We start from the raw sequence: 17793 nt of genomic DNA, 5'->3' as shown, positions 1-17793 counted from the left end.
CATCAGCCGCGCACGGCGAGTACCGCCGCCCCGGACAAACGCCCTGCGCGCAGATCGTCGAGCGCGCGGTTCGCATCGGTCAGCGCGTAGCGCACGGCCTCGACCCGCAGCGGCATCGCCTCGGCGACCCGCATGAATTCGACCGCGTCCGCACGTGTCAGGTTGGCGACCGACACGATGCGGCGCTCGCCCCACAGCCACGCGTACGGAAAGCCCGGGATATCGCTCATGTGAATGCCGCCGCACACGACGGTCCCGCCTTTGTCGACGGCGCGGAGCGCGGCCGGCACCAGGGCGCCCACCGGCGCGAAGATCAGCGCGGCGTCGAGCGCCTCGGGCGGCGCTTCGTCGCTGCCGCCGGCCCACGCGGCACCGAGCGAACGCGCCAGCTGCTGCGCCACGGTATCGCCGGGCTTCGTCAGCGCAAACACCTTGCGCCCCTCCGCATGCGCGACCTGCGCGACGAGATGCGCCGCCGCGCCGAAGCCGTAGATGCCGATGCGGCGCGCATCGCCCGCCATGCGCAAGGTTCGATAGCCGATCAGGCCCGCGCACAGCAGCGGCGCGGCTTCGAGATCGGTGTAGCGCCGCGGCAGATGCACGCAATAGCGGTGGTCGGCGACGGTGCGCTCCGCGTAGCCGCCGTCGATCGTATAGCCGGTGAATCCCGGGCTGTCGCACAGATTCTCGCGGCCGGCCGCGCAGTACGCGCAATGGCCGCAGGTCGAGCCGAGCCATGGCACACCGACGCGCTCGCCCACCGCGAAGCCCGTCACGCCCGCGCCGAGCGCGCGCACCGTGCCGACGATTTCGTGCCCCGGGATCAGCGGCAGTTTCGGATGCGCGAGCTCGCCGTCGACGACGTGGAGATCCGTCCGGCAGACGCCGCATGCGTGTACGTCGATCAGCAACTGGCCCGCCGCCGGCAACGGGTCCGGCACGCGCGCCTCGCGCAAATGCGGTGTCGTGCCGTCAAACATCATCGCAAGCATGCTCGCCTCCTCGCGCGCGCCGGTGCGTGCGCTTCACCTCTCCACGCTAGTCGCTGCGCGTCGCGAACGCACGGCCCGGTGACGCGCGCTTGATGTGGGTCAACGGCGGACGGGCGGTTGCTGACACGATGAAGTGGCATCACGCCCGACGTGTGGCGACCAGGAGATGATCGAATGGTATCCGTTCCCCCACTAGCCGCAAGCGCCCACCCTGAAGCGCATCTGAGGTCGCTGCTGGCCTACGCGGTGCTGGCCCCGTCCAGCCACAATTCGCAGCCGTGGCGGTTCATCGTCGACGGCCCCACGATCGCGGTCTGCGCGGATCGTGTGCGCGCATTGCCCGTCATCGATCCGTTCGATCGCGAGCTGATCATCAGCTGCGGCGCGGCCCTGCTCAACCTGCGCGTCGCGCTCGATCACGCCGGGCTCGCCCACACGATCAGCACGTTTCCGTCCGACATCGATCCCGATCTGCTCGCGCTGGTCCGGGTGTGCGACGACGGCTATTCCGACGCGTCGCTCGGCGCGCTGTTCGATGCGATTCCGGAGCGCGTCACGACGCGCGCGCCGTTCGACTCGACGGCCGTGCCGGACGACCTTCAGCAGGCGCTGATCGCGGCCGGCGTCGCGGAAGGCGCGGAGATCACCTGCGTCGACTCGATCGCGCACCGCGCACGGGTGGCCGAGCTGGTCGCGGAGGCCGATCAGCACCAGTTCGCCGACCCGCGCTTCAGGCGCGAACTGGCGAGCTGGATCGATCCGCGCCGGCACGCCGACGGCATGCCGGCGTTCGCGGCCGGCGTGCCGACGCTGCTGGATTTCGCGGCGCCCGTCGTGACGATGGCGGTGCGGACCTTCGATCTCGGCAACGGGTTGGCCGCGCTGCATCACCAGCTCGTCGGCGCATCGCCGCTGGTCGTCTGCATCTCGACCGTGCGCGACGATCGCGACGCGTGGCTCGCCGCCGGACAGGCGCTGGAGCGCGTCCTGCTCGTCGCGACGCGTGCGGGCTATACCGCGTCGTACCTGAACCAGCCGATCGAGACGGCCGGGCTGCGCGCCCACCTGCGTCACATGCTCGGGCTGCACGGCGAGCCGCAGTTGCTGCTGCGGGTCGGGCGCGGCCCGCATACGCCGCACTCGCCGCGCCGCCCGCTCGACGAAGTCGTTTCGTGAGCGCGCCCGGCGGCGCTGCCTTTCCGATCCGGACGAGGAAATATCATGAGCTTTCTGCGTTACGCCGCCTTCTGCGTGACCGTCACGGCGGCGCACCTTGCCGCCGCGCAAACGGCCGTGCCCGAGCCGACCGATCTCGTCAATGCGCAGCACTGCATGTTCTGCCATACGTCCGACATGACGTTCCTCGGGCCGTCGTTCCACGACATCGCGCAGCGCTACCGCGGCGATCCGGCGGCCGCGCCTGAACTGGAACGCAAGCTGCGCGCCGGCGGCCACGTGCACTGGGGCGACACGCCGATGCCGTCCGCCGAGGATCGCGGCGGCCCGCTGTCCGCCGACGACGCGCACCAGCTGGTGCAGTGGGTGCTCAGCCAGTAACCGGCCCGCCAGCCAGCCGCTCATGTCGACCGTCGTCAAACGCGTTCCCGCCGGTATCGCTCGTCGAGGCGGAGTGCGCCGCCGTACCGCCGCCGGCCTGACGGCGGGGGACACGCGCGGCAAACGCGCACGCACGCGGCCCGATGCGATCGTCGGCGACGACCGCGACCAGCGCATCCCGCATCGCGCGCCGCGTCTCGCCAACCGCCCGAACCGCACGCCCGCCGACGACGATGCCACCGTCCTGCAGCGCACGGGCATGCGCGGCATCCGGCTGCAACTCGACTACTGGAAGGCGGAGGAACGCCTGCAGAACGAACGCATCGGCCATGCCGTCGTGATCTACGGCAGCACGCGCATCGTTGCCCCGGCCGTCGCGAACGCGCGGCTGAACGAGGCCAATCGCCTGCTGGCAGCGCGTCCGCACGATGCGGGCCGGCGTCACGCCGTCGCGGCGGCGAGCCGGCTCGTCGAGCACAGCGTGTATTACCGCGTCGCGCGCGAATTCGGGCGCATCGTCGGCCACGCCGACCGGTGCACGCGCGCCGCGCGGCTCGCCGTCGTCACCGGCGGCGGCCCCGGCATCATGGAGGCCGCGAATCGCGGCGCATACGAGCGCGGCGCGCCGAGCATCGGCTTCAACATCGAGCTGCCGCGCGAACAGGCGCCGAATCCGTACATCACGCCCGGTCTCTGCTTCCGGTTTCACTATTTCGCGATCCGCAAGCTGCACCTGCTCGAACGCGCGAAGGCGGCGGTATTCTTCCCCGGCGGCTACGGCACGTTCGACGAGCTGTTCGAAGTCCTGACGCTGCTGCAGACGCGCAAGATCCCGCCGCTGCCGGTCATCCTCGTCGGCGAAGCGTACTGGCGCCGCGCGGTGGACCTGGCCTTCCTCGCGGACGAAGGGATGATCGACCGCCGCGATCTCGACCTGTTCACGTACTGCGAATCCGCTCCCGACATCTGGCGCGCGATCGGCGACTGGTATGCGCGGCGGCGCACCCGTCGCTCGCGCCGCGCCGCCGCACGCCGCCCGTGATCGCGGTCTGACGGTCAGGCCGGTCGATGCACACGCGATGCGGCATCGACTGCATCGGATGACGAACGAAACATCGCCACTCAGGCAACGCGTTCACGACCGCCGCGGCTTCAGACCGTGAACATGTTCGACTTCCTCATCTCGACCCACGTCATCCCGGCGCGCAGCCCGTCGATCGCGGCTTCGCGCTCGGTGTCGTGGGTCCGGCTGTGCGCGAACGTACGCTCGCACGCGCCGTCCGCCGACACCAGCGTCACGTGGATCCTGCAACGGTAGCCGCCCGTTCCGGCGGCGATCGTCTCGACCGCCACCGACCAGTCCGCATCGTGTACCTCGCCTGACAGTGTCATTTGACTCCCCCTTCCGCGCGGATTGCGCATCCGGTCGCCGCTTGCCGGCGTTACTCGACGACCAGGTCGTCGACGACGGCGCGCACGCCGCGCGCCGACCATGCCGCCCCGCGTACGGCCTTGCGCTCGGAGAACGAGCCGACCTTGCCGGACAGCCGCACCGTGCCGTCGCGCACCTCGATCGCGATGTGCTTCGCCTCGCGCTCCGCATGGCGCATGATCGCGCGCTTGATGTTGCCGCCGATGTCGGCCGAGCCGATCGCCCCCTGCACCGCGATATGGTCGGTCACGCCGGTCACGCTGCGCATCTGCGAGATCGCCCGCACGGCCAGATGGCTCTGATAGGCCCATTCGACCCTGCCGGACAGCGTGATCCAGCCGTGTTCGACCTGCACCTTCACCGCGTCGTCGTGCAACCCGACCGTCCAGTGCAGCACCGAACGCACCGCGTTCGCGATGTCCTCGTCGGTGCGGACGTCGTCGTCCGGCAGATGCACGGTCATGTCGACGACGAGCGCCTTGACGCCGGCCACGCGGTTCGCCGCCCGCTCGATCGCCAGTTTCTCCGCATAGCTCGGCGGATGACCCGAGAGCGTCACGATCCGGTCGACGACCTCGACACCGATACGTGTCGCGTCGATCGCCGGGTCGGATTCCAGTTCGTCCTGAACGTCCTGCTTCAACTGCTTGTCGGTCTTCATCGCCTGCACTCCCGTGAGCCGCGGCGCGCCTGTGCGCCGCACGTCTCCAGATTTGCACACGCGCGGCGAGGGAGCGCTGACGCAGGTCAACGGACGCCGCCCGACGCGCAGACGGAGCGCGCCCGCGCCGGCGGCACCGGATCGAATGCGCAGGCGTTCGCGCGACCGCCTCAATGAAACGGCGCGCGGATCGCGCCGCGCGCCGATAGCTCCGTTCGGACGACGCGTGCCCGCATCGCCCGCTGCCGGCCGTCCGATCAGCTGATGGCCAGTTTCTTCTGTGCGACCGGCGCCTTCTTCGGCAGCGTCAGCGACAGCACGCCGTCCTGGTAAGTCGCCGTTGCGTTCGCGTCGTCGATCTCGCCCGACAGCGAGAACGAACGGCTGATCGCGCCGCTGTAGCGCTCGCGGCGGATCACGCGTTCGCCCTCCTTCTGTTCCTGGTTGCGCTCGACTTTCGCGTGGATCGAGACGGTGCTGCCCGTCACCTGGACGTCGATGTCGTCCTTGGCGACGCCCGGCAGTTCCGCGTTGACCTGGTACGCCTTGTCGCTTTCCGTCACGTCGATCTTCATCGAGGCCAGGTCGGGCTCGTCCGTCAGCGTCATCCCGCGCAGCGGCCTGAACAGCCCCTGAAACAGGTCGGCGACGGGTTCGATCGCAAACGGATCGTAACGCGTGACATTGCTCATGGTTCGTACTCCTTCAACGATAGACAGGCGGGCCGCGCGTTCGTCCCGCCCGCGCGACGCCATGACGAAGACCGGATTGGCGCGGCACCGTGTGCCGCGCAACGGACGAACGATCATCAGGATTCCAGCGTAACTGCCCGTATCGGCACGCGCTTGATGCGCGTCAACGGCCGCGGGCGCTCACGTGCAGAACCGGAAATAGCCGCTGTGGAGCAGGATCGGCCGGCCGCCCATCTCCTCGAGCAGGCAGCGTGCGGCGCGCTCGATCGCGGGACGGTGGCGGGCGAACGCCTCCACCAGATCCTGTTCGCGCGGCGACGCCGCGCGGAAGTGATCCTCCAGCGCCGCAGCGGTGATCGCGCAATGCACGCGGCGGCCTTCGACCAGCGCCGGAAAGGTCAGCGCCGGATCCAGGCCGCAATACGTCGGATGTTCGGAAGGAAAGGAAATATGCATGATGGGCACCTCGGCAGGTTGCGCACGGGCAGGCGCCGGCTGGCGGCGCCCCGTGCATGGCGGCCCTAAGCTGCCGCCGCGGCCGGTGCGGCGTCGCTGCCGCGCACGAGCAGGACCGGGCAGCTCGATCCGCGCAGGAACCGTTCGGCGACGCTGCCGAGGAACAGCCGTCGGACCCCGCGCCGCCCGTGGGTGCCGACCACCGCGAGATCGATCGACCGCTCGACGACGTAGCGCTGCAGCCGTTCGGCGACACTCTCGCCGATCTCGGTCTCCAGGAGTTCCGTCTCGCCATTGACTGTCGCGTGCGCGATGGTTCGTTCCACGTGTCGCAGGACCGACGCGCCATCGCGCCGGATCTCGTCCAGCAATGCATCCGGGTCCATCCGTCCGCCGAACGTGATCATCAGCGACTTGTCGACGACGAAAACGGCGAACAGGCGCGCACCGTGCGAGCGCGCCACCTTCAGGCCCTCGTCGAGCGCGCGTTGCGATGAAGGGCTACCGTCCACGGCGACCATGATGTTCGTATACATACCGACCTCGCTGGATGAACCGATGCGCCGGCGGCGTTCGGCCTGGTTTTCATCATCGGCGTTCGCCGGAAGCAGGCGTTGACGGAGGTCAACGGTTCGAAATCATGCGGAAACCGGCACGCGAGTGGGCGCGCGACGCCGGATCATCGCGGCACGACGGGCGCCGTCGGCGCGTCCGACGAACGCGCGGGGTTCCCGTACGATCGGAAGCCCCGCTCGATGTCGAGGATCTTCGTCGCGCACGCGTCGTACCGCCAGCCCGGGCCGCCGTCGCTGTCGTACATGCCCTTGCACATCGCCTTGAGCCGGATGACCGACGCGCCGCCCGACGTCGTACGGGAGGCCCACAGATACACTTCTCCGGCCAGAAACGGCGCCGCCGTTTCGATCGTCTCCGCATCGGCGCGCGTGATCCGGGTCGACGAATGCGCTTCGACGTAGCGGCGTGCGAAGTGCCATGCACGGTCGCATTCGGCACGCGTCGAACACTGCAGCACCGCGGCCTGGCGCGTCGCGAACAACTGCGTTTCCGTCGCGCGGAAGGCCGCGTTCCGTTCCGCGCCGGCGCACGCGCTCAATGCAAGCACCACGCCGAGCGCCCATAACCGTTGGTTCATCACCCTGCCCCGCAACGCATCGCGTTCCGCCCGCCAGTGGGCGGCATGAACACGCCCGGCGCGAGTCCGGCCCCGTCGTCGCCGCCATCCCGCATGCGGTGCGCAGTCGCGTGCGGCATCGCGCGAGCGTTCGACTCGACTGTATGGCTTGCATGAGGAATGGGGTTGACCTGCGTCAATGGCCGGCCCGGGCGATGCGGGCCGCGAACCGGCATGCCGTCGATGCCGCACCGACGCCTGCGCGCACGCCCCCGTCCGTGCGCGCAGTCGCGATGCCCGTGTCGTCAGCGCGGCCGGTGCGATCGCACGCGGCGACGCGCGCCGCCGTTCACTCGAACCGGCACGCCGCGCGCGGCAGCGCCGCCAGCGTGTCGCTCGACAGTTTCAGAATGCCGTCGAAATTGGCCTGGTTGTCCGCCGGGCAGAACGCCGCGAGCGTCATGCCGTCCGGGCGCGTGTACTCGACATTGAACACGGCCTTGTTCAGCGCGACGAAGCTCGCGTAGTCGCCGCACTCGTGGAACCTGTTGCATTGCTCGTTGAGCGCCCAGTCGGCCACTTTCGCCATCGCGGCGGCGATACCCGAACCGTTCTTGAGGCCCATCGACATCCCGCGATCGTGCGCGGCGGCGATCAACGCCGTGTTGTACCGCAGCTGATCGTCGCGCGTCAGCGGAAAGCCGGTTTCCTGGCGATAGCTGTCGTCGAGGTCCGGCTCGATGCCGTCGCAGCCCTTTTTCTTCGCCTGGTCGAGCCGCGCCAGCATCAGCGGCATCAGGATCGTGGTCTGGCGAATGTCCAGCCAGCGTTCGTGATCCTCGTATCCCTCGACGGGATTGCCGAGCACGCTGTCCGGAAACTTGCCGGCGTCGCCACGCGTGTCCTCGCGCCCGCCCACCTCCATGTAGCAGACGACATAGATGCCCTTCGCCTTCAGGCGCTGGATCGTGCCGGCATCGGTCAGCTCCATGTCGACATCGAACATCTTGCGCGGGTTGTTCACGCCGTCCAGCACCGTCTCGTTGATCCGGTTGCCGTCGATCTGCCATTGCCAGCTCGTGCCCGGCACGAGCGGTTTCCACGTTGTGGTCTGCGATGCGCGCACGGAGGTGGCCGCGAATGCGCTGCCGGGCGCGGACGAATCCGAGTCGCCGCCGCACGCCGCGAGCAGCAGCATCAGCACGAATGACGCGAGCGATCTGGAGGACATGGCGAATCCTTTGCCTGTTGGGCGGCTTGTCAGGATGCGAGGGAGATACGTGCAGCGGAACGCGGGCGATGCCTCTGCCGATACTGCGATGGTGCGCGAATGCGCGAGGTACGTGCGGATGGTAGGCGGGAACACTGCGCCCATCTGTTCCGATTTGTCGATTTTTGTGGGCCTGGTGGGCGCCGGCAAGCCGTCAACTTCGTGATGGTCGAGCACCGCCGATGCGTGGCGACCGCAACCGGCAAAAATCGAAGTTTTTACATTGAACACCGTTATCGCATCAAAAGAAAAAATAAAACATCTTTGTTTTCCAAAACCAAAAAATGGAACCGATGTCACGATATTTTTGTTTACATCAATTCAATCACTCCAATTAATTATTCAATTTACGAAGGTAATTCTCGGATACCACATTCATCTCGTCAATCCAGTTTATGACGACGCGATACACTCTCAGCGAGCCCCGCCACACAAGCCGACACCAGCCATTCTCTTCATGACGTCGCGCTCATTTTCGACAACCATCACCCTCATCATTCAAATGAAATCAACAATGAATAAATCGCTTGAATTTGTTTGACAATCAAACGTAAGGATAATTAAAGTCGTCGCCGACGATGCGCGGGTCGCCTCCCGATTCGCGCAACCATCCACCCTCACCAGGGCAAGCAAGGCGATGAATTCAAATGATGGCAGCACCGCAGGCGGGAACCGCGTCGAGCCCAACGGCGCCCGCCACCGGCCACTCCGGATACGCCGCGGAACGGTGTCGGACACATCGGGAATCTGCGCGCTGTTCGAACGGGAATACGGCGACTCGTCGCACCCCTGTCTCGATGCAGGCTACGTGAGGCGCGCCGTCTCGAACAAATCGGAACTGTGGTTCGTCGCCGAAGAGGAGACGCACGCGACGATCGGTTGCATGAGCGTCAGCTACAACGCGCAGAATCGCTCGTGGGAATACGGCCGCGCGATGATTTCGCGGCACCATCGTCATCTGGGCGTCCTGTCGGCGCTGATGCAATCCGCGATCGACACGCTGCCGGCCGCGGATCACGACCTGGCGTTCGCGATTGCCCGCACCGATATCGCGCTGCGTGCGTTGCTGCGTCATCTCGACGGCGTCGTGGTCGGACACGACGGGTCACCCGACAGCGCGCACGGCGTGCGTGAACATCACGTCATCGCGCTCGAGACATTCCGCTCGCCGCGCTTCAAACATTGCCTGCCGCTCTCGCCGATCTTCCGCGAATCCGACGTTCTGCGCAGCGCGATCTTCGAACCGCTCGGTGTCGCCGGAACGCCCGCACCGTATCCCGATACCTGTTTCTGGGGGCATGGGTACGAGTGCGCGGACGACTTCACGTTTCGTGTCGACGAGCGGGCCGATGCGATCTATCTCTGCCAGCATGCCGGCGGCCCGTACATGACCGAGCGCGACGTCACGGCCGATCTGCTGCGTTTCCTGAAACGGCGCGGCACGACGACCTATGTCGGCGCGATCGTGCTCGCCGACAAGCTGACCCTGGTCAAGGCGATGCTCGACGCCGGATTCCGCATCACGGCCTATTTGCCGGCGTGGCACTGGAGCCGCGGCGCGCGCTACGACTGCCTGCTGCTCGCCCGGCGGGACCACGGCTTCGCGAGCAAGAACGGACTCGACGCACACATCGACGTGCTCGATGCCGCCTACCGCGAGATCGGCCAACGCATCCTGTCCACCTGACATCCGCGCCGGCCACGCGCCGCGCTCCCCATCAATCCACTCAATCGAGGTAGCACATGACCCAAGACGAATGGCGCTCGGTCAAGGCGACATTGCCGAACGGACCCACGGGACACCTGACGCTCGCGCTCGGGTGCGCCGATGTCGCATTGCTTGCCGCTGCATGGGTGCTCTGGCTCGCCGGCGGGCCCGGACGCATCGCCGCGCTCGTCCTCGCCATGCTCGCGCTGATTCACCTCTATCTGATCATGCACGAGGCACTGCACAACGCCGCATCGCGTTCGCGCGCGTGCAACGAGGCCATCGGCCATCTCTGCGGATGGATCATCGGGTTGCCGTACCTGCCGCGGCGCAGATCGCACCTGGGCCATCACGCGTGGACCGCGCACCCGACACGGGATCCGGAGAACCGCAAGATGATCCAGAAGTTTTCCGTGATGACGGAAAGCGGCGCGCGTACGCTCGAATTCATCTGGCGGCACTGGATCCCGATGATGGCGTTCAATCATTTCCTCAGCCACTGGATCGCACCGTTCCTGCACCGCGACACGCCCGCGCATCGCGCGAAATCGAATAGCGAGATCGCGTTCGGCGCGCTCTACCTGGCCGGTTACGCGGCGGTCGGCGCGCTGGCGTATCGTGCGGGCGTGCTCGGCAGCCTCATCGCGTTCTCGACGATCCTGTGGGTCGTGTTGCTGATGGCCGTCGAACTGCTCAACCTTCCGCATCACGCCGAGATCCCGCTGCTGGCCGACGACGCGGCACGCCCGCCGCTCTGGGAGCAGGACGTGGTATCGCACAGCTGCGCCAACGTTCCGCTCTGGTCACGCTGGGTGATCCTGAATTTCAACCTTCACGTCGCCCATCATGCGTACCCCTGGTTGCCGTGGTACGACCTGCCGCGCGCACAACGTCTGCTCGATGCCGTCTCGACGGCCGAGGCACCGCGCCAGACCCACGAGTGGGCATTCGCCGTGACCAAGCGACGCCGGCCGCTGCTCGAACTGATGGGGCACTTCTTCGACAAGCGTGGCGCGTCGTCCCAGGGCGGACGCTGACGCGCCGCCCCGGCGAGCGTATCCGCCGAGTGCCGGCGGCCCGGCTCTCGACACCGGCGATGCCTCCGGTTGCCGGTCGCGGCAATCGGAGACCATGGGAAACGTCGTCGCAATGATGCTGATGCAGACGGCCCGCATGGTCTCCTCCGCTGTGGGGCTTCGTTCACCGGCCGGACGACAGGCGGTTGGCAAACCGGTTCGCATAACCAAGCGTACCGACACCGCCGATCGAATTGCACGTCGACGAGGCGGCGCCGGGCGGACAATCGACGTCGCGGTCGAACGACCAGAAGTGGACACCCGCGAGACCGTTCTGTTTCGCGAACTGCGCGACGGTGTCCGCGTCCGCCGGCGTAAAGGTTTCGCCGACCACATCGTTGCCGCCGATCATCGGCGTCAGCTCGATCTGGTTGTACGGCACGCCCCAGTGATCGTGCAGGTTCATCGCCGCCTGGATCGCCGACTGTCCCATCTGGCAGGTGCCGTTCGCGACCACGCAGTTCCCCGCGCTAGCCGACCCGTAGTCCATCGTCATCAGGTCGATGGTGTAGTTCTTCAGGCCAGCCGCCTGGATCGCCTGCATGACCCAGTCACCGTAGATGTTGAAGCTGTCGGGGGCGCTGGCACCCCACGAGCTGGCCGTGGTCGCGCCTTGCTGGGAAGGGGCCAGCGTCGCAAGCGTAAAGCTGAAGCGCAGGCCGGGATATTTCTGCTGGGCGACAGCCACGCGCTGGACGAGATCGTTGATCACCTGTTGCGTCTGCCCGCCCTCGATATCGAAATCGATCCCGATCAGGTTGCTCGATGCATAACGATCGATGAAGGCCGCCATCCCCGCATCCGTCCCGCACGTGAACATGCCGGCCGCGCCGCCGGTCGAAATCACGTAATTCACGTTGGCCGCGGTGAACAGCGGCACATTGGCTGCCGCCATCGCGCCGCCGTCGACGCCCGCCCAGTTCTCGCTGCCGCATTCACCGGTCGCGAACGCGAGCGTCAGCGTACGGACACCGGTTGGCAGCACCGACAGCACCGGGCTCAGCTGACCCGTGACGTTCGTCGAGATGACGTTGGTGTTCCAGTTCATCGAAATCGTCGCGTCCTTGTACGGGCTATAGACGAATGCCGGCGCCGTGCCGGTAACCGTCCCGCCCGCCGTAGCAGCGCCGGTGCCGGCGCCTAACAACGACCCTGCCAGCAGAAGCGCCAGCGCGCCCTTCAAGGTCGATCGCCGCATGATTCCGGTTGGCTGGTTGCGCTTCATTTTCATACCCTCGATTCCGGCCTGGCTCATGATTTCCCCTTTCGATTGACAACGCTCCGCCCAGGTCGAGTTCAAAAGAAATCAACCTGACAAAATTGCCACTTGAAGACAAATTCCGATATTGATTCCGTCTTTATCTCAACGACGTAAAACAATTCGACGGACGATGTAGTGATCCTTCAGTTCAGCGCCAGCACTTCGATTTGTTATACTACATAATCATCGGGCATCAACCCTGGAATCGATTATTTCCATCCATATCGAAACCCGAAATATTCACGCGATCGCATCGCCCTATTGCAATTGTCGCGATGCGATCATTCAAACGGGTAGCTCGCAGCCATCCGACTGATTGTTCAAATCGATGAAATTCAGGCGATGCGATCCGGTCGTACGACGGCGTCGCGCGGGTGGGCGGAGGGGCAATGATGGGGCTGCTTCGGCAAGCCGAGCGGGACACGGCCCGGTCGGTTGACGAGCGCATCCGCGCGCTTGAGCGGTGTTCTTCCGTTCATGACGCCCGGGCATCGCCGGGCGTGTCATGTCGCCGCCGTATCAGAACGGGCTGCGTGTCGTATCGCCGTTGGTGAACGTCGCGTCGACGACCTGATAGAACGCCATCGCCGTATCCGCGACTTCCCACACCGCGAGGATGACGTGGTAACCGCTACGCACCGGCAACCGGCATTGATGAATGGTCGGCTGCTGGGGCACCAGGTTCGCGTTCGGATCCCAGTAAGGCTGGCCGGGATTCTGGATCGTGCAGAACGGCGTGGGCTCGAACTGCGCGCGCGTCAGCTTTTGCGACGGGTTCCAGTCGGCGCGAGTAATGAAGTAGTTCCAGCGACGCGTCTTGTGCACGGCGCTGAATTCCCATTTGAAATTCTGCAACGCACCCGGCCGCAGCGGGATCTTCTGCCAGCGGCTCGGCGACTGCTCGTTCAGCACGGGCAGCGGGCCGTTCGTGCTGGCGCCGGCGATTTCGCCGTCCGGCGGCGGTGCGGCATTCTTCGCGTCGGCCGGCGCGAACGGATCGGACAGGCCGCTTTGCGTCGCGGGGAAGAACTTGCCGTTCTCCATCGCGTTCGCGTGCCAGGCGTCGACATGACAGTTCGGATTCTGCCCTTGCGTGCACAGCACGATACGCGAAGGCGGTTCGGTCAAACGGCCGTGCGCGTGAGCACCGGCCGCGGCGACCAGCAGTGCCAGGCCGGTCAACGAGCGTGGCATCACGGAAGCAACGTATCTGCGGATGATCTTGTTCATGGGCCCTCATGACATCGATGTCGGAACGGATAGATGCGTGACGGGCCTGCCGCAGGATCCCCGGCAGGGCGTTCCTGTCGACACGGCGTCGCGCACACTGATCGGCAAAAGCGGCCACCCGATGAAACCGCGGCACGCGATGATGAATCGCCGCGTTTTCTGACAAATCACTTTCACCGAACCGAACCTTATCCGCAAAAACCGGAAAAATAAACGTTCCGTATTGATCGTTTTTTAATTTTGATCAAACGTCCGATTCGTTTTGAATTTCAGCCGGTTTTGTCTCGACTTTAATTGCGCGACATTGAATAAACCGCCCATTCATTAAAACACCGTTATCGATCATTCGGCAGGCGGCTTTACGCACTCGACTTGCCCTGCGTGGTTCGTCGCTGCTTCGACCGATGAAAGAATCGTGACCAGTGGAAGAATTCGATGGAAACCGGCGGGCCGCCCGCTTCCCCCAAGCCCTGAATGCTTCAAGCAGCCAATCCCGTCGATGCCGCAACCGTGAGCTCCCGGTTGAACTGCGTCATGCAGTTCAGGTCGAGCGCGCGAATCTGCTCGGTCATGAAGTCGACGAAGATGCGGATGCGCGTCGGCAGGTGTTGCCGGCTCAGATAGCAAATGTAGTGGCCGCGATCTTCCGGCACATGCTTCGCCAGCGCGACGACGAGCGCCTTCGATGCGAGATGGTCGCGGATCTGGTAGCCCGCCAACTGTGCAATGCCCGCGCCGTTCAACACTGCGCGCAGTACCAGGTCCGTGTCGTTGAACGTGAGGCGCGAGGTCGGCAGGTACTTCTGCGGGCGGCCGTCGACATTGAACTCCCATTCGAACAGGCGTCCGCTCGCGAACCTGAAATTGATGCACGTGTGCCGGTCGAGGTCTTCCAGGCGCTGCGGAAGCCCGTGCGTCGCCACGTACGACGGCGCCGCGCAGAGCGCCATCTGCATCGGAATCAATTGGCGCGCGATGATGCTGGAATCCTCGATGCGCCCGTTGCGGAACGACACGTCGATCCGCTCGGACACCAGGTCGATCGGCCGGTCGTCGAGCAGCAGGTCGATGTCGATGTCCGGGTACGCGTCCGTGAATTTTGCCAGCAGCGGCGCCACGATCTTCCTGCCGAAGCCCACGGCCGAGCTGATGCGAATGAGGCCGCGCGGCGGCCCCTGCCGCAACTCGAGCATGTCGTTCATGGCTTCCACGATCTGCGCCACGCCCTGATGGCAGTTCTCGTAGAAGCGCCGGCCCTCGCACGTCAGTTCGGTCGTGCGCGTGGTCCGCTGGAACAGCCGCGTGCTCAGTTGCGCCTCGAGCTTCTGGACGTTCCGGCTCACGGCCGGGCGCCCGACGCCGAGCCGTTCGGCGGCCTTGGTGAAGCTGCCCTCGCTCGCCACGGCAACGAATGCCAGGATGCCCGCATAGCTCGCGCCAAAGCTCGCCGACAGGGCAGCGGCACGACCGGCCAGGTCGCGCCGCACGCCGTACTCCGATGGTTCCGAATGATTCATTTCCCGCTGCCCCCATACCAATCATTCCGATTGCCCGCGATCCGCGGGCGCCTGCGAACCGTCACCCGTGCGAACGCGAATCAGCCTCGCGCCAGCCACGCGTCGAGGCCGATGCGGCCGAGTCGCGCATTCCCGAGCGGCACCAGCGAGGTTTCCTCGACGCGCCCGCCGTAGTAGCGAGCGTCGCGGTCGGTCACCACCGCGCGCGGATCGCCGACCGACTTCAGGTAGCGCGCGACGATCTCCGCGAACGGCGCGCGATCCGGGCCCGCGATCTCGACCGTGCCGTTCTGCGGCGCGGCCAGCGCGACCTGCGCGACGAGCGCCGATACGTCTTCCGCGGCGATCGGCTGAAACAGGCCGTCACCGATGCGGACCGTGCCGACTTGCGTGCTGAAATCCGCAATCCCGCCGATGAATTCCATGAATTGCGTCGCGCGCACGATCGTGTACGGCACGCCCGCCGCTTCGATCGCCTGCTCCTGCGCGACCTTGGCCAGGAAATAGCCGTTCTCCGGCATCCGGTCGCAGCCGACGATCGACAGCGCGACGTGATGGCGCACGCCCGCAGCCACTTCGGCCTTGCCGAGATTGCGTGCGGCCGTGCGGAAGAAATCCAGTACCGCCTGCGGCTCCCACGACGGCGCGTTCACCACGTCCACCACGACATCCGCGTCCGTCAATACATCGGCCAGGCCCTCTCCCGTGACGGTATTGACGCCGGTGCTCGGCGAGGCGGCCAGCGCCTGATGACCTGCTTCGGCGAGCAGCGTGACGACACGTGAGCCGATCCGGCCCGAACCACCGATGACAACGATTTTCATCGCACAATCTCCTGACGATTGGATTTGACGGGAATGCGACTGGGCTTGGCGGGTGCCGGATCCGGAGAAGGCGGCCATGTCCGTCGCATCGCGTGACGCAATTGTGGAAGAATCATGTCCTATCCATCAGTGCCAAGAATCGGCGATCGGACTAGTCCAAGCTGGATCCGATCCTGTCCCTGCGTGCGTGACCTGAGAAGCCGTGATGTCCGAGCCCACCCTTCCGCTGACCATCGAAATCGACCGGCAGCACCAGTTGCCGCTTTATCTGCAGATTTGCGAGCGGTTCAGGGCCGCGATCGCCGCCGGCCACCTGCGCCCCGGCGACCGGGTACCCGCGCTGCGCGGCCTGGCGACGCAACTGAACACGGCGCGCGGCACCGTCGAACAGGCCTATACGATCCTGGTCGACGAGGGCTATCTGCAGATGCGCGGCGCGGCAGGCACGTTCGTCTCGCCGTCCCTGCCGCTCTCGCTGACCCGGGCGTCGCCGCCACGCACCGGTACGCCGCCGAACCGGCCCGGCGAACCGGCGAGTCCGCCTCGGGCGTCGACCCCGTCGGCCCCGGCGGCCACGGCGGCCCCGCCGGCCCCGCCCGCCGACCTCCTGCCGCCGCCGCGCCCGCAGCCGATCGCCGTCGCGATGAGCGGCGAGCCGAGCCCGCTGCAACCCGGGCTCCCGGCGCTCGACGCGTTTCCGCGCAAGGTCTGGCACCGGCTCGTGTCGTTGCGCGCGCGCAGCGGCGAACGTGCGCTGCTCGGCTATCCGAATCCGGCCGGCTACCGGCCGCTGCGCGAACACATCGCCACCTATCTGACGCTGTCGCGCGGCGTGACCTGCGTGCCGGACCAGGTCTTCGTCACCGGCGGCTACCGCGCCACGCTGGAACTCATGCTGCGCAGCCTCGCACGGGCGAACGACCGCGTGTGGTTCGAGGATCCCGGCTATCTGCTCGCCCGCGGCTTCCTGTCCGAGACCGGCGTGCAGCTCGTCCCCGTGCCGGTGGACGACGAAGGGATCGACGTCGCGCGCGGCATGCAGCTGGACCCGCAAGCCCGCTTCGCGCTGGTGACGCCGTCGCATCAGAGCCCGCTCGGGCATACGCTGTCGCTGTCCCGCCGCATCGCACTGCTGGACTGGGCCGCCAGGACGTCGGGGTGGATCGTCGAGGACGACTACGACAGCGAGTTTCGTTATCTCGGCCGCCCGCTGCCGGCGCTGAAGAGCCTTGACCGACGCGATCACGTGATCTATTGCAGCACCTTCAGCAAGGCGATGTATCCCGGCCTGCGGCTCGCCTACGCGGTCGTGCCCGAGCGCGCGGTAGAGCGCGTCGAGCGCGTGGCGTGCAGCATGAATGCCGGTTCGCCGCCCCTCCTGCAGGCCGCCCTCGCCGACTTCATCGAGCAGGGTCACTTCGCGCGGCACCTGAAGCGGATGCGCGCGCTGTACGGCGAGCGCCGCATGCTGATCGTGCACGCGCTGCGGCAGGCGTTCGGCGAGCGGCTGATCGTCGAATTGCCGGCGGGCGGCATCCAGTTCGCGGTGCAGTTCACCGACGGGCCCGACGGACCGGTCGACGACGTCGCCGTCGCTGCCCGCGCGCGCGGCGCCGGCCTGGCAGTCCTGCCGCTGTCGATCTGGTACACGAACAGCCACACGCGGCAAACGCCGCGCGGCCTCGTCATCGGGTTCGCGAACATCGTCGACGCGGACGACGCGCAGCGTCACGCGCGAACGCTGCGCGCCTGCCTGGACCGCTGACGCGCGGCGCGCAACGCCCGGGCGTCGCGTCACGATCCCGATTGGTGCCCGAAGGGCAACATTGAATCGCCCGGGACGGCCGTACCGCCGCCGATCGTGCTCCTCTAGCATGGAGGCGTCTTTTCCCGGAGACCCGCCAGGGATCGCGCCGCACCGGAAGATCGCCGCAACGCTCGTGCGATCGTTCGTCGCGCCACGCGTCCCTCGCGACACTATCTGC

At 66.5% G+C, this 17793-nt stretch carries 18 protein-coding genes; 6 read left to right on the top strand and 12 right to left on the bottom strand.

Annotated elements, in window-relative coordinates; translation table 11 throughout:
* Window positions 1-2: 2 nt before the first annotated feature.
* Window positions 3-992 carry a zinc-dependent alcohol dehydrogenase family protein gene (locus CFB41_RS35750; RefSeq protein ID WP_089459946.1) on the bottom strand — a complete coding sequence of 330 codons (990 nt, stop codon included), beginning with the start codon at window positions 990-992 and terminating at the stop codon, window positions 3-5.
* A 174-nt stretch (window positions 993-1166) separates the two neighbouring features.
* On the opposite strand from CFB41_RS35750, the gene CFB41_RS35745 reads away from it, so the two are divergent.
* From CFB41_RS35745 to CFB41_RS35735, 3 genes are read left to right on the top strand one after another with little or no spacing between them, the layout of a single operon-like run.
* The gene (locus CFB41_RS35745; RefSeq protein WP_089459945.1) at window positions 1167-2168 is read left to right on the top strand and encodes a nitroreductase family protein; all 1002 of its coding nucleotides are present in this window, start codon (window positions 1167-1169) and stop codon (window positions 2166-2168) included.
* Between the two features lie 45 nt (window positions 2169-2213).
* A complete protein-coding gene (locus CFB41_RS35740) occupies window positions 2214-2549 on the top strand; it encodes a c-type cytochrome (protein ID WP_089459944.1) in 336 nt (111 codons plus the stop codon).
* A gap of 22 nt (window positions 2550-2571) precedes the next feature.
* On the top strand, window positions 2572-3591 hold the full coding sequence (locus tag CFB41_RS35735; protein ID WP_089459943.1) for an LOG family protein: 1020 nt from the start codon (window positions 2572-2574) through the stop codon (window positions 3589-3591).
* A 110-nt stretch (window positions 3592-3701) separates the two neighbouring features.
* On the opposite strand, the gene CFB41_RS35730 is transcribed toward CFB41_RS35735, so the two are convergent.
* The 7 genes from CFB41_RS35730 to CFB41_RS35700 all read right to left on the bottom strand — a co-directional run bounded on the left by CFB41_RS35730 (window position 3702) and on the right by CFB41_RS35700 (window position 8153).
* Window positions 3702-3941 carry a hypothetical protein gene (locus tag CFB41_RS35730; protein WP_089459942.1) on the bottom strand — a complete coding sequence of 80 codons (240 nt, stop codon included), beginning with the start codon at window positions 3939-3941 and terminating at the stop codon, window positions 3702-3704.
* Between the two features lie 50 nt (window positions 3942-3991).
* On the bottom strand, window positions 3992-4642 hold the full coding sequence (locus tag CFB41_RS35725; protein WP_089460139.1) for a BON domain-containing protein: 651 nt from the start codon (window positions 4640-4642) through the stop codon (window positions 3992-3994).
* Between the two features lie 257 nt (window positions 4643-4899).
* The gene (locus tag CFB41_RS35720) at window positions 4900-5334 is read right to left on the bottom strand and encodes an Hsp20/alpha crystallin family protein (protein ID WP_089459941.1); all 435 of its coding nucleotides are present in this window, start codon (window positions 5332-5334) and stop codon (window positions 4900-4902) included.
* Window positions 5335-5514: 180 nt separating this feature from the next.
* Complete coding sequence (locus CFB41_RS35715; RefSeq protein ID WP_089459940.1) at window positions 5515-5790, bottom strand: DUF1488 domain-containing protein; 276 nt, start codon at window positions 5788-5790, stop codon at window positions 5515-5517.
* Window positions 5791-5855: 65 nt separating this feature from the next.
* Window positions 5856-6326 (bottom strand): universal stress protein, encoded by a 471-nt coding sequence (locus CFB41_RS35710; RefSeq protein WP_089459939.1) that lies wholly within the window; start codon window positions 6324-6326, stop codon window positions 5856-5858.
* A 143-nt stretch (window positions 6327-6469) separates the two neighbouring features.
* Window positions 6470-6943, bottom strand: coding sequence for a hypothetical protein (locus CFB41_RS35705; RefSeq protein ID WP_089459938.1), 474 nt, complete (start codon window positions 6941-6943; stop codon window positions 6470-6472).
* 328 nt (window positions 6944-7271) lie between these two features.
* A complete protein-coding gene (locus CFB41_RS35700; protein WP_179250314.1) occupies window positions 7272-8153 on the bottom strand; it encodes an endo alpha-1,4 polygalactosaminidase in 882 nt (293 codons plus the stop codon).
* Between the two features lie 766 nt (window positions 8154-8919).
* Here CFB41_RS35700 and CFB41_RS35695 point away from each other — a divergent pair.
* Together CFB41_RS35695 and CFB41_RS35690 are read left to right on the top strand one after the other, a co-directional pair.
* Window positions 8920-9879 (top strand): hypothetical protein, encoded by a 960-nt coding sequence (locus CFB41_RS35695; protein ID WP_256941386.1) that lies wholly within the window; start codon window positions 8920-8922, stop codon window positions 9877-9879.
* 56 nt (window positions 9880-9935) lie between these two features.
* The gene (locus CFB41_RS35690; protein ID WP_089459935.1) at window positions 9936-10937 is read left to right on the top strand and encodes a fatty acid desaturase; all 1002 of its coding nucleotides are present in this window, start codon (window positions 9936-9938) and stop codon (window positions 10935-10937) included.
* Between the two features lie 163 nt (window positions 10938-11100).
* On the opposite strand, the gene CFB41_RS35685 is transcribed toward CFB41_RS35690, so the two are convergent.
* The 4 genes from CFB41_RS35685 to CFB41_RS35665 form a co-directional block, all read right to left on the bottom strand.
* Window positions 11101-12207 carry a chitinase gene (locus CFB41_RS35685; RefSeq protein ID WP_373558644.1) on the bottom strand — a complete coding sequence of 369 codons (1107 nt, stop codon included), beginning with the start codon at window positions 12205-12207 and terminating at the stop codon, window positions 11101-11103.
* 549 nt (window positions 12208-12756) lie between these two features.
* Window positions 12757-13431: a lytic polysaccharide monooxygenase gene (locus tag CFB41_RS35675; protein WP_089460137.1), complete on the bottom strand. Its 675-nt coding sequence runs from the start codon at window positions 13429-13431 to the stop codon at window positions 12757-12759.
* A 515-nt stretch (window positions 13432-13946) separates the two neighbouring features.
* The gene (locus CFB41_RS35670) at window positions 13947-14984 is read right to left on the bottom strand and encodes a LysR family transcriptional regulator (RefSeq protein WP_089459933.1); all 1038 of its coding nucleotides are present in this window, start codon (window positions 14982-14984) and stop codon (window positions 13947-13949) included.
* 80 nt (window positions 14985-15064) lie between these two features.
* Complete coding sequence (locus tag CFB41_RS35665; RefSeq protein WP_089459932.1) at window positions 15065-15808, bottom strand: SDR family oxidoreductase; 744 nt, start codon at window positions 15806-15808, stop codon at window positions 15065-15067.
* 205 nt (window positions 15809-16013) lie between these two features.
* Between CFB41_RS35665 and CFB41_RS35660 the strand changes: the two genes are divergently transcribed.
* Complete coding sequence (locus CFB41_RS35660) at window positions 16014-17573, top strand: PLP-dependent aminotransferase family protein (RefSeq protein ID WP_089459931.1); 1560 nt, start codon at window positions 16014-16016, stop codon at window positions 17571-17573.
* Window positions 17574-17793: the final 220 nt, after the last annotated feature.

Source organism: Burkholderia sp. AU33803, from assembly GCF_002223095.1.
In the GTDB taxonomy this organism is placed as follows: domain Bacteria; phylum Pseudomonadota; class Gammaproteobacteria; order Burkholderiales; family Burkholderiaceae; genus Burkholderia.
Note: the sequence above shows the minus strand (reverse complement) of the source record. Positions and strands in the feature narration are given on the sequence as shown.

Bases quoted from the DNA above. Each gene is read 5' to 3' on its own strand.
- CFB41_RS35750 (WP_089459946.1), bottom strand. From the start codon at position 992: ATGCTTGCGATGATGTTTGACGGCACGACACCGCATTTGCGCGAGGCG.
- CFB41_RS35665 (WP_089459932.1), bottom strand. From the start codon at position 15,808: ATGAAAATCGTTGTCATCGGTGGTTCGGGCCGGATCGGCTCACGTGTC.
- CFB41_RS35685 (WP_373558644.1), bottom strand. From the start codon at position 12,207: ATGAAAATGAAGCGCAACCAGCCAACCGGAATCATGCGGCGATCGACC.
- CFB41_RS35720 (WP_089459941.1), bottom strand. From the start codon at position 5,334: ATGAGCAATGTCACGCGTTACGATCCGTTTGCGATCGAACCCGTCGCC.
- CFB41_RS35675 (WP_089460137.1), bottom strand. From the start codon at position 13,431: ATGCCACGCTCGTTGACCGGCCTGGCACTGCTGGTCGCCGCGGCCGGT.
- CFB41_RS35670 (WP_089459933.1), bottom strand. From the start codon at position 14,984: ATGAATCATTCGGAACCATCGGAGTACGGCGTGCGGCGCGACCTGGCC.
- CFB41_RS35715 (WP_089459940.1), bottom strand. From the start codon at position 5,790: ATGCATATTTCCTTTCCTTCCGAACATCCGACGTATTGCGGCCTGGAT.
- CFB41_RS35725 (WP_089460139.1), bottom strand. From the start codon at position 4,642: ATGAAGACCGACAAGCAGTTGAAGCAGGACGTTCAGGACGAACTGGAA.
- CFB41_RS35700 (WP_179250314.1), bottom strand. From the start codon at position 8,153: ATGTCCTCCAGATCGCTCGCGTCATTCGTGCTGATGCTGCTGCTCGCG.
- CFB41_RS35740 (WP_089459944.1), top strand. From the start codon at position 2,214: ATGAGCTTTCTGCGTTACGCCGCCTTCTGCGTGACCGTCACGGCGGCG.
- CFB41_RS35660 (WP_089459931.1), top strand. From the start codon at position 16,014: ATGTCCGAGCCCACCCTTCCGCTGACCATCGAAATCGACCGGCAGCAC.
- CFB41_RS35690 (WP_089459935.1), top strand. From the start codon at position 9,936: ATGACCCAAGACGAATGGCGCTCGGTCAAGGCGACATTGCCGAACGGA.
- CFB41_RS35705 (WP_089459938.1), bottom strand. From the start codon at position 6,943: ATGAACCAACGGTTATGGGCGCTCGGCGTGGTGCTTGCATTGAGCGCG.
- CFB41_RS35710 (WP_089459939.1), bottom strand. From the start codon at position 6,326: ATGTATACGAACATCATGGTCGCCGTGGACGGTAGCCCTTCATCGCAA.
- CFB41_RS35745 (WP_089459945.1), top strand. From the start codon at position 1,167: ATGGTATCCGTTCCCCCACTAGCCGCAAGCGCCCACCCTGAAGCGCAT.
- CFB41_RS35735 (WP_089459943.1), top strand. From the start codon at position 2,572: ATGTCGACCGTCGTCAAACGCGTTCCCGCCGGTATCGCTCGTCGAGGC.
- CFB41_RS35730 (WP_089459942.1), bottom strand. From the start codon at position 3,941: ATGACACTGTCAGGCGAGGTACACGATGCGGACTGGTCGGTGGCGGTC.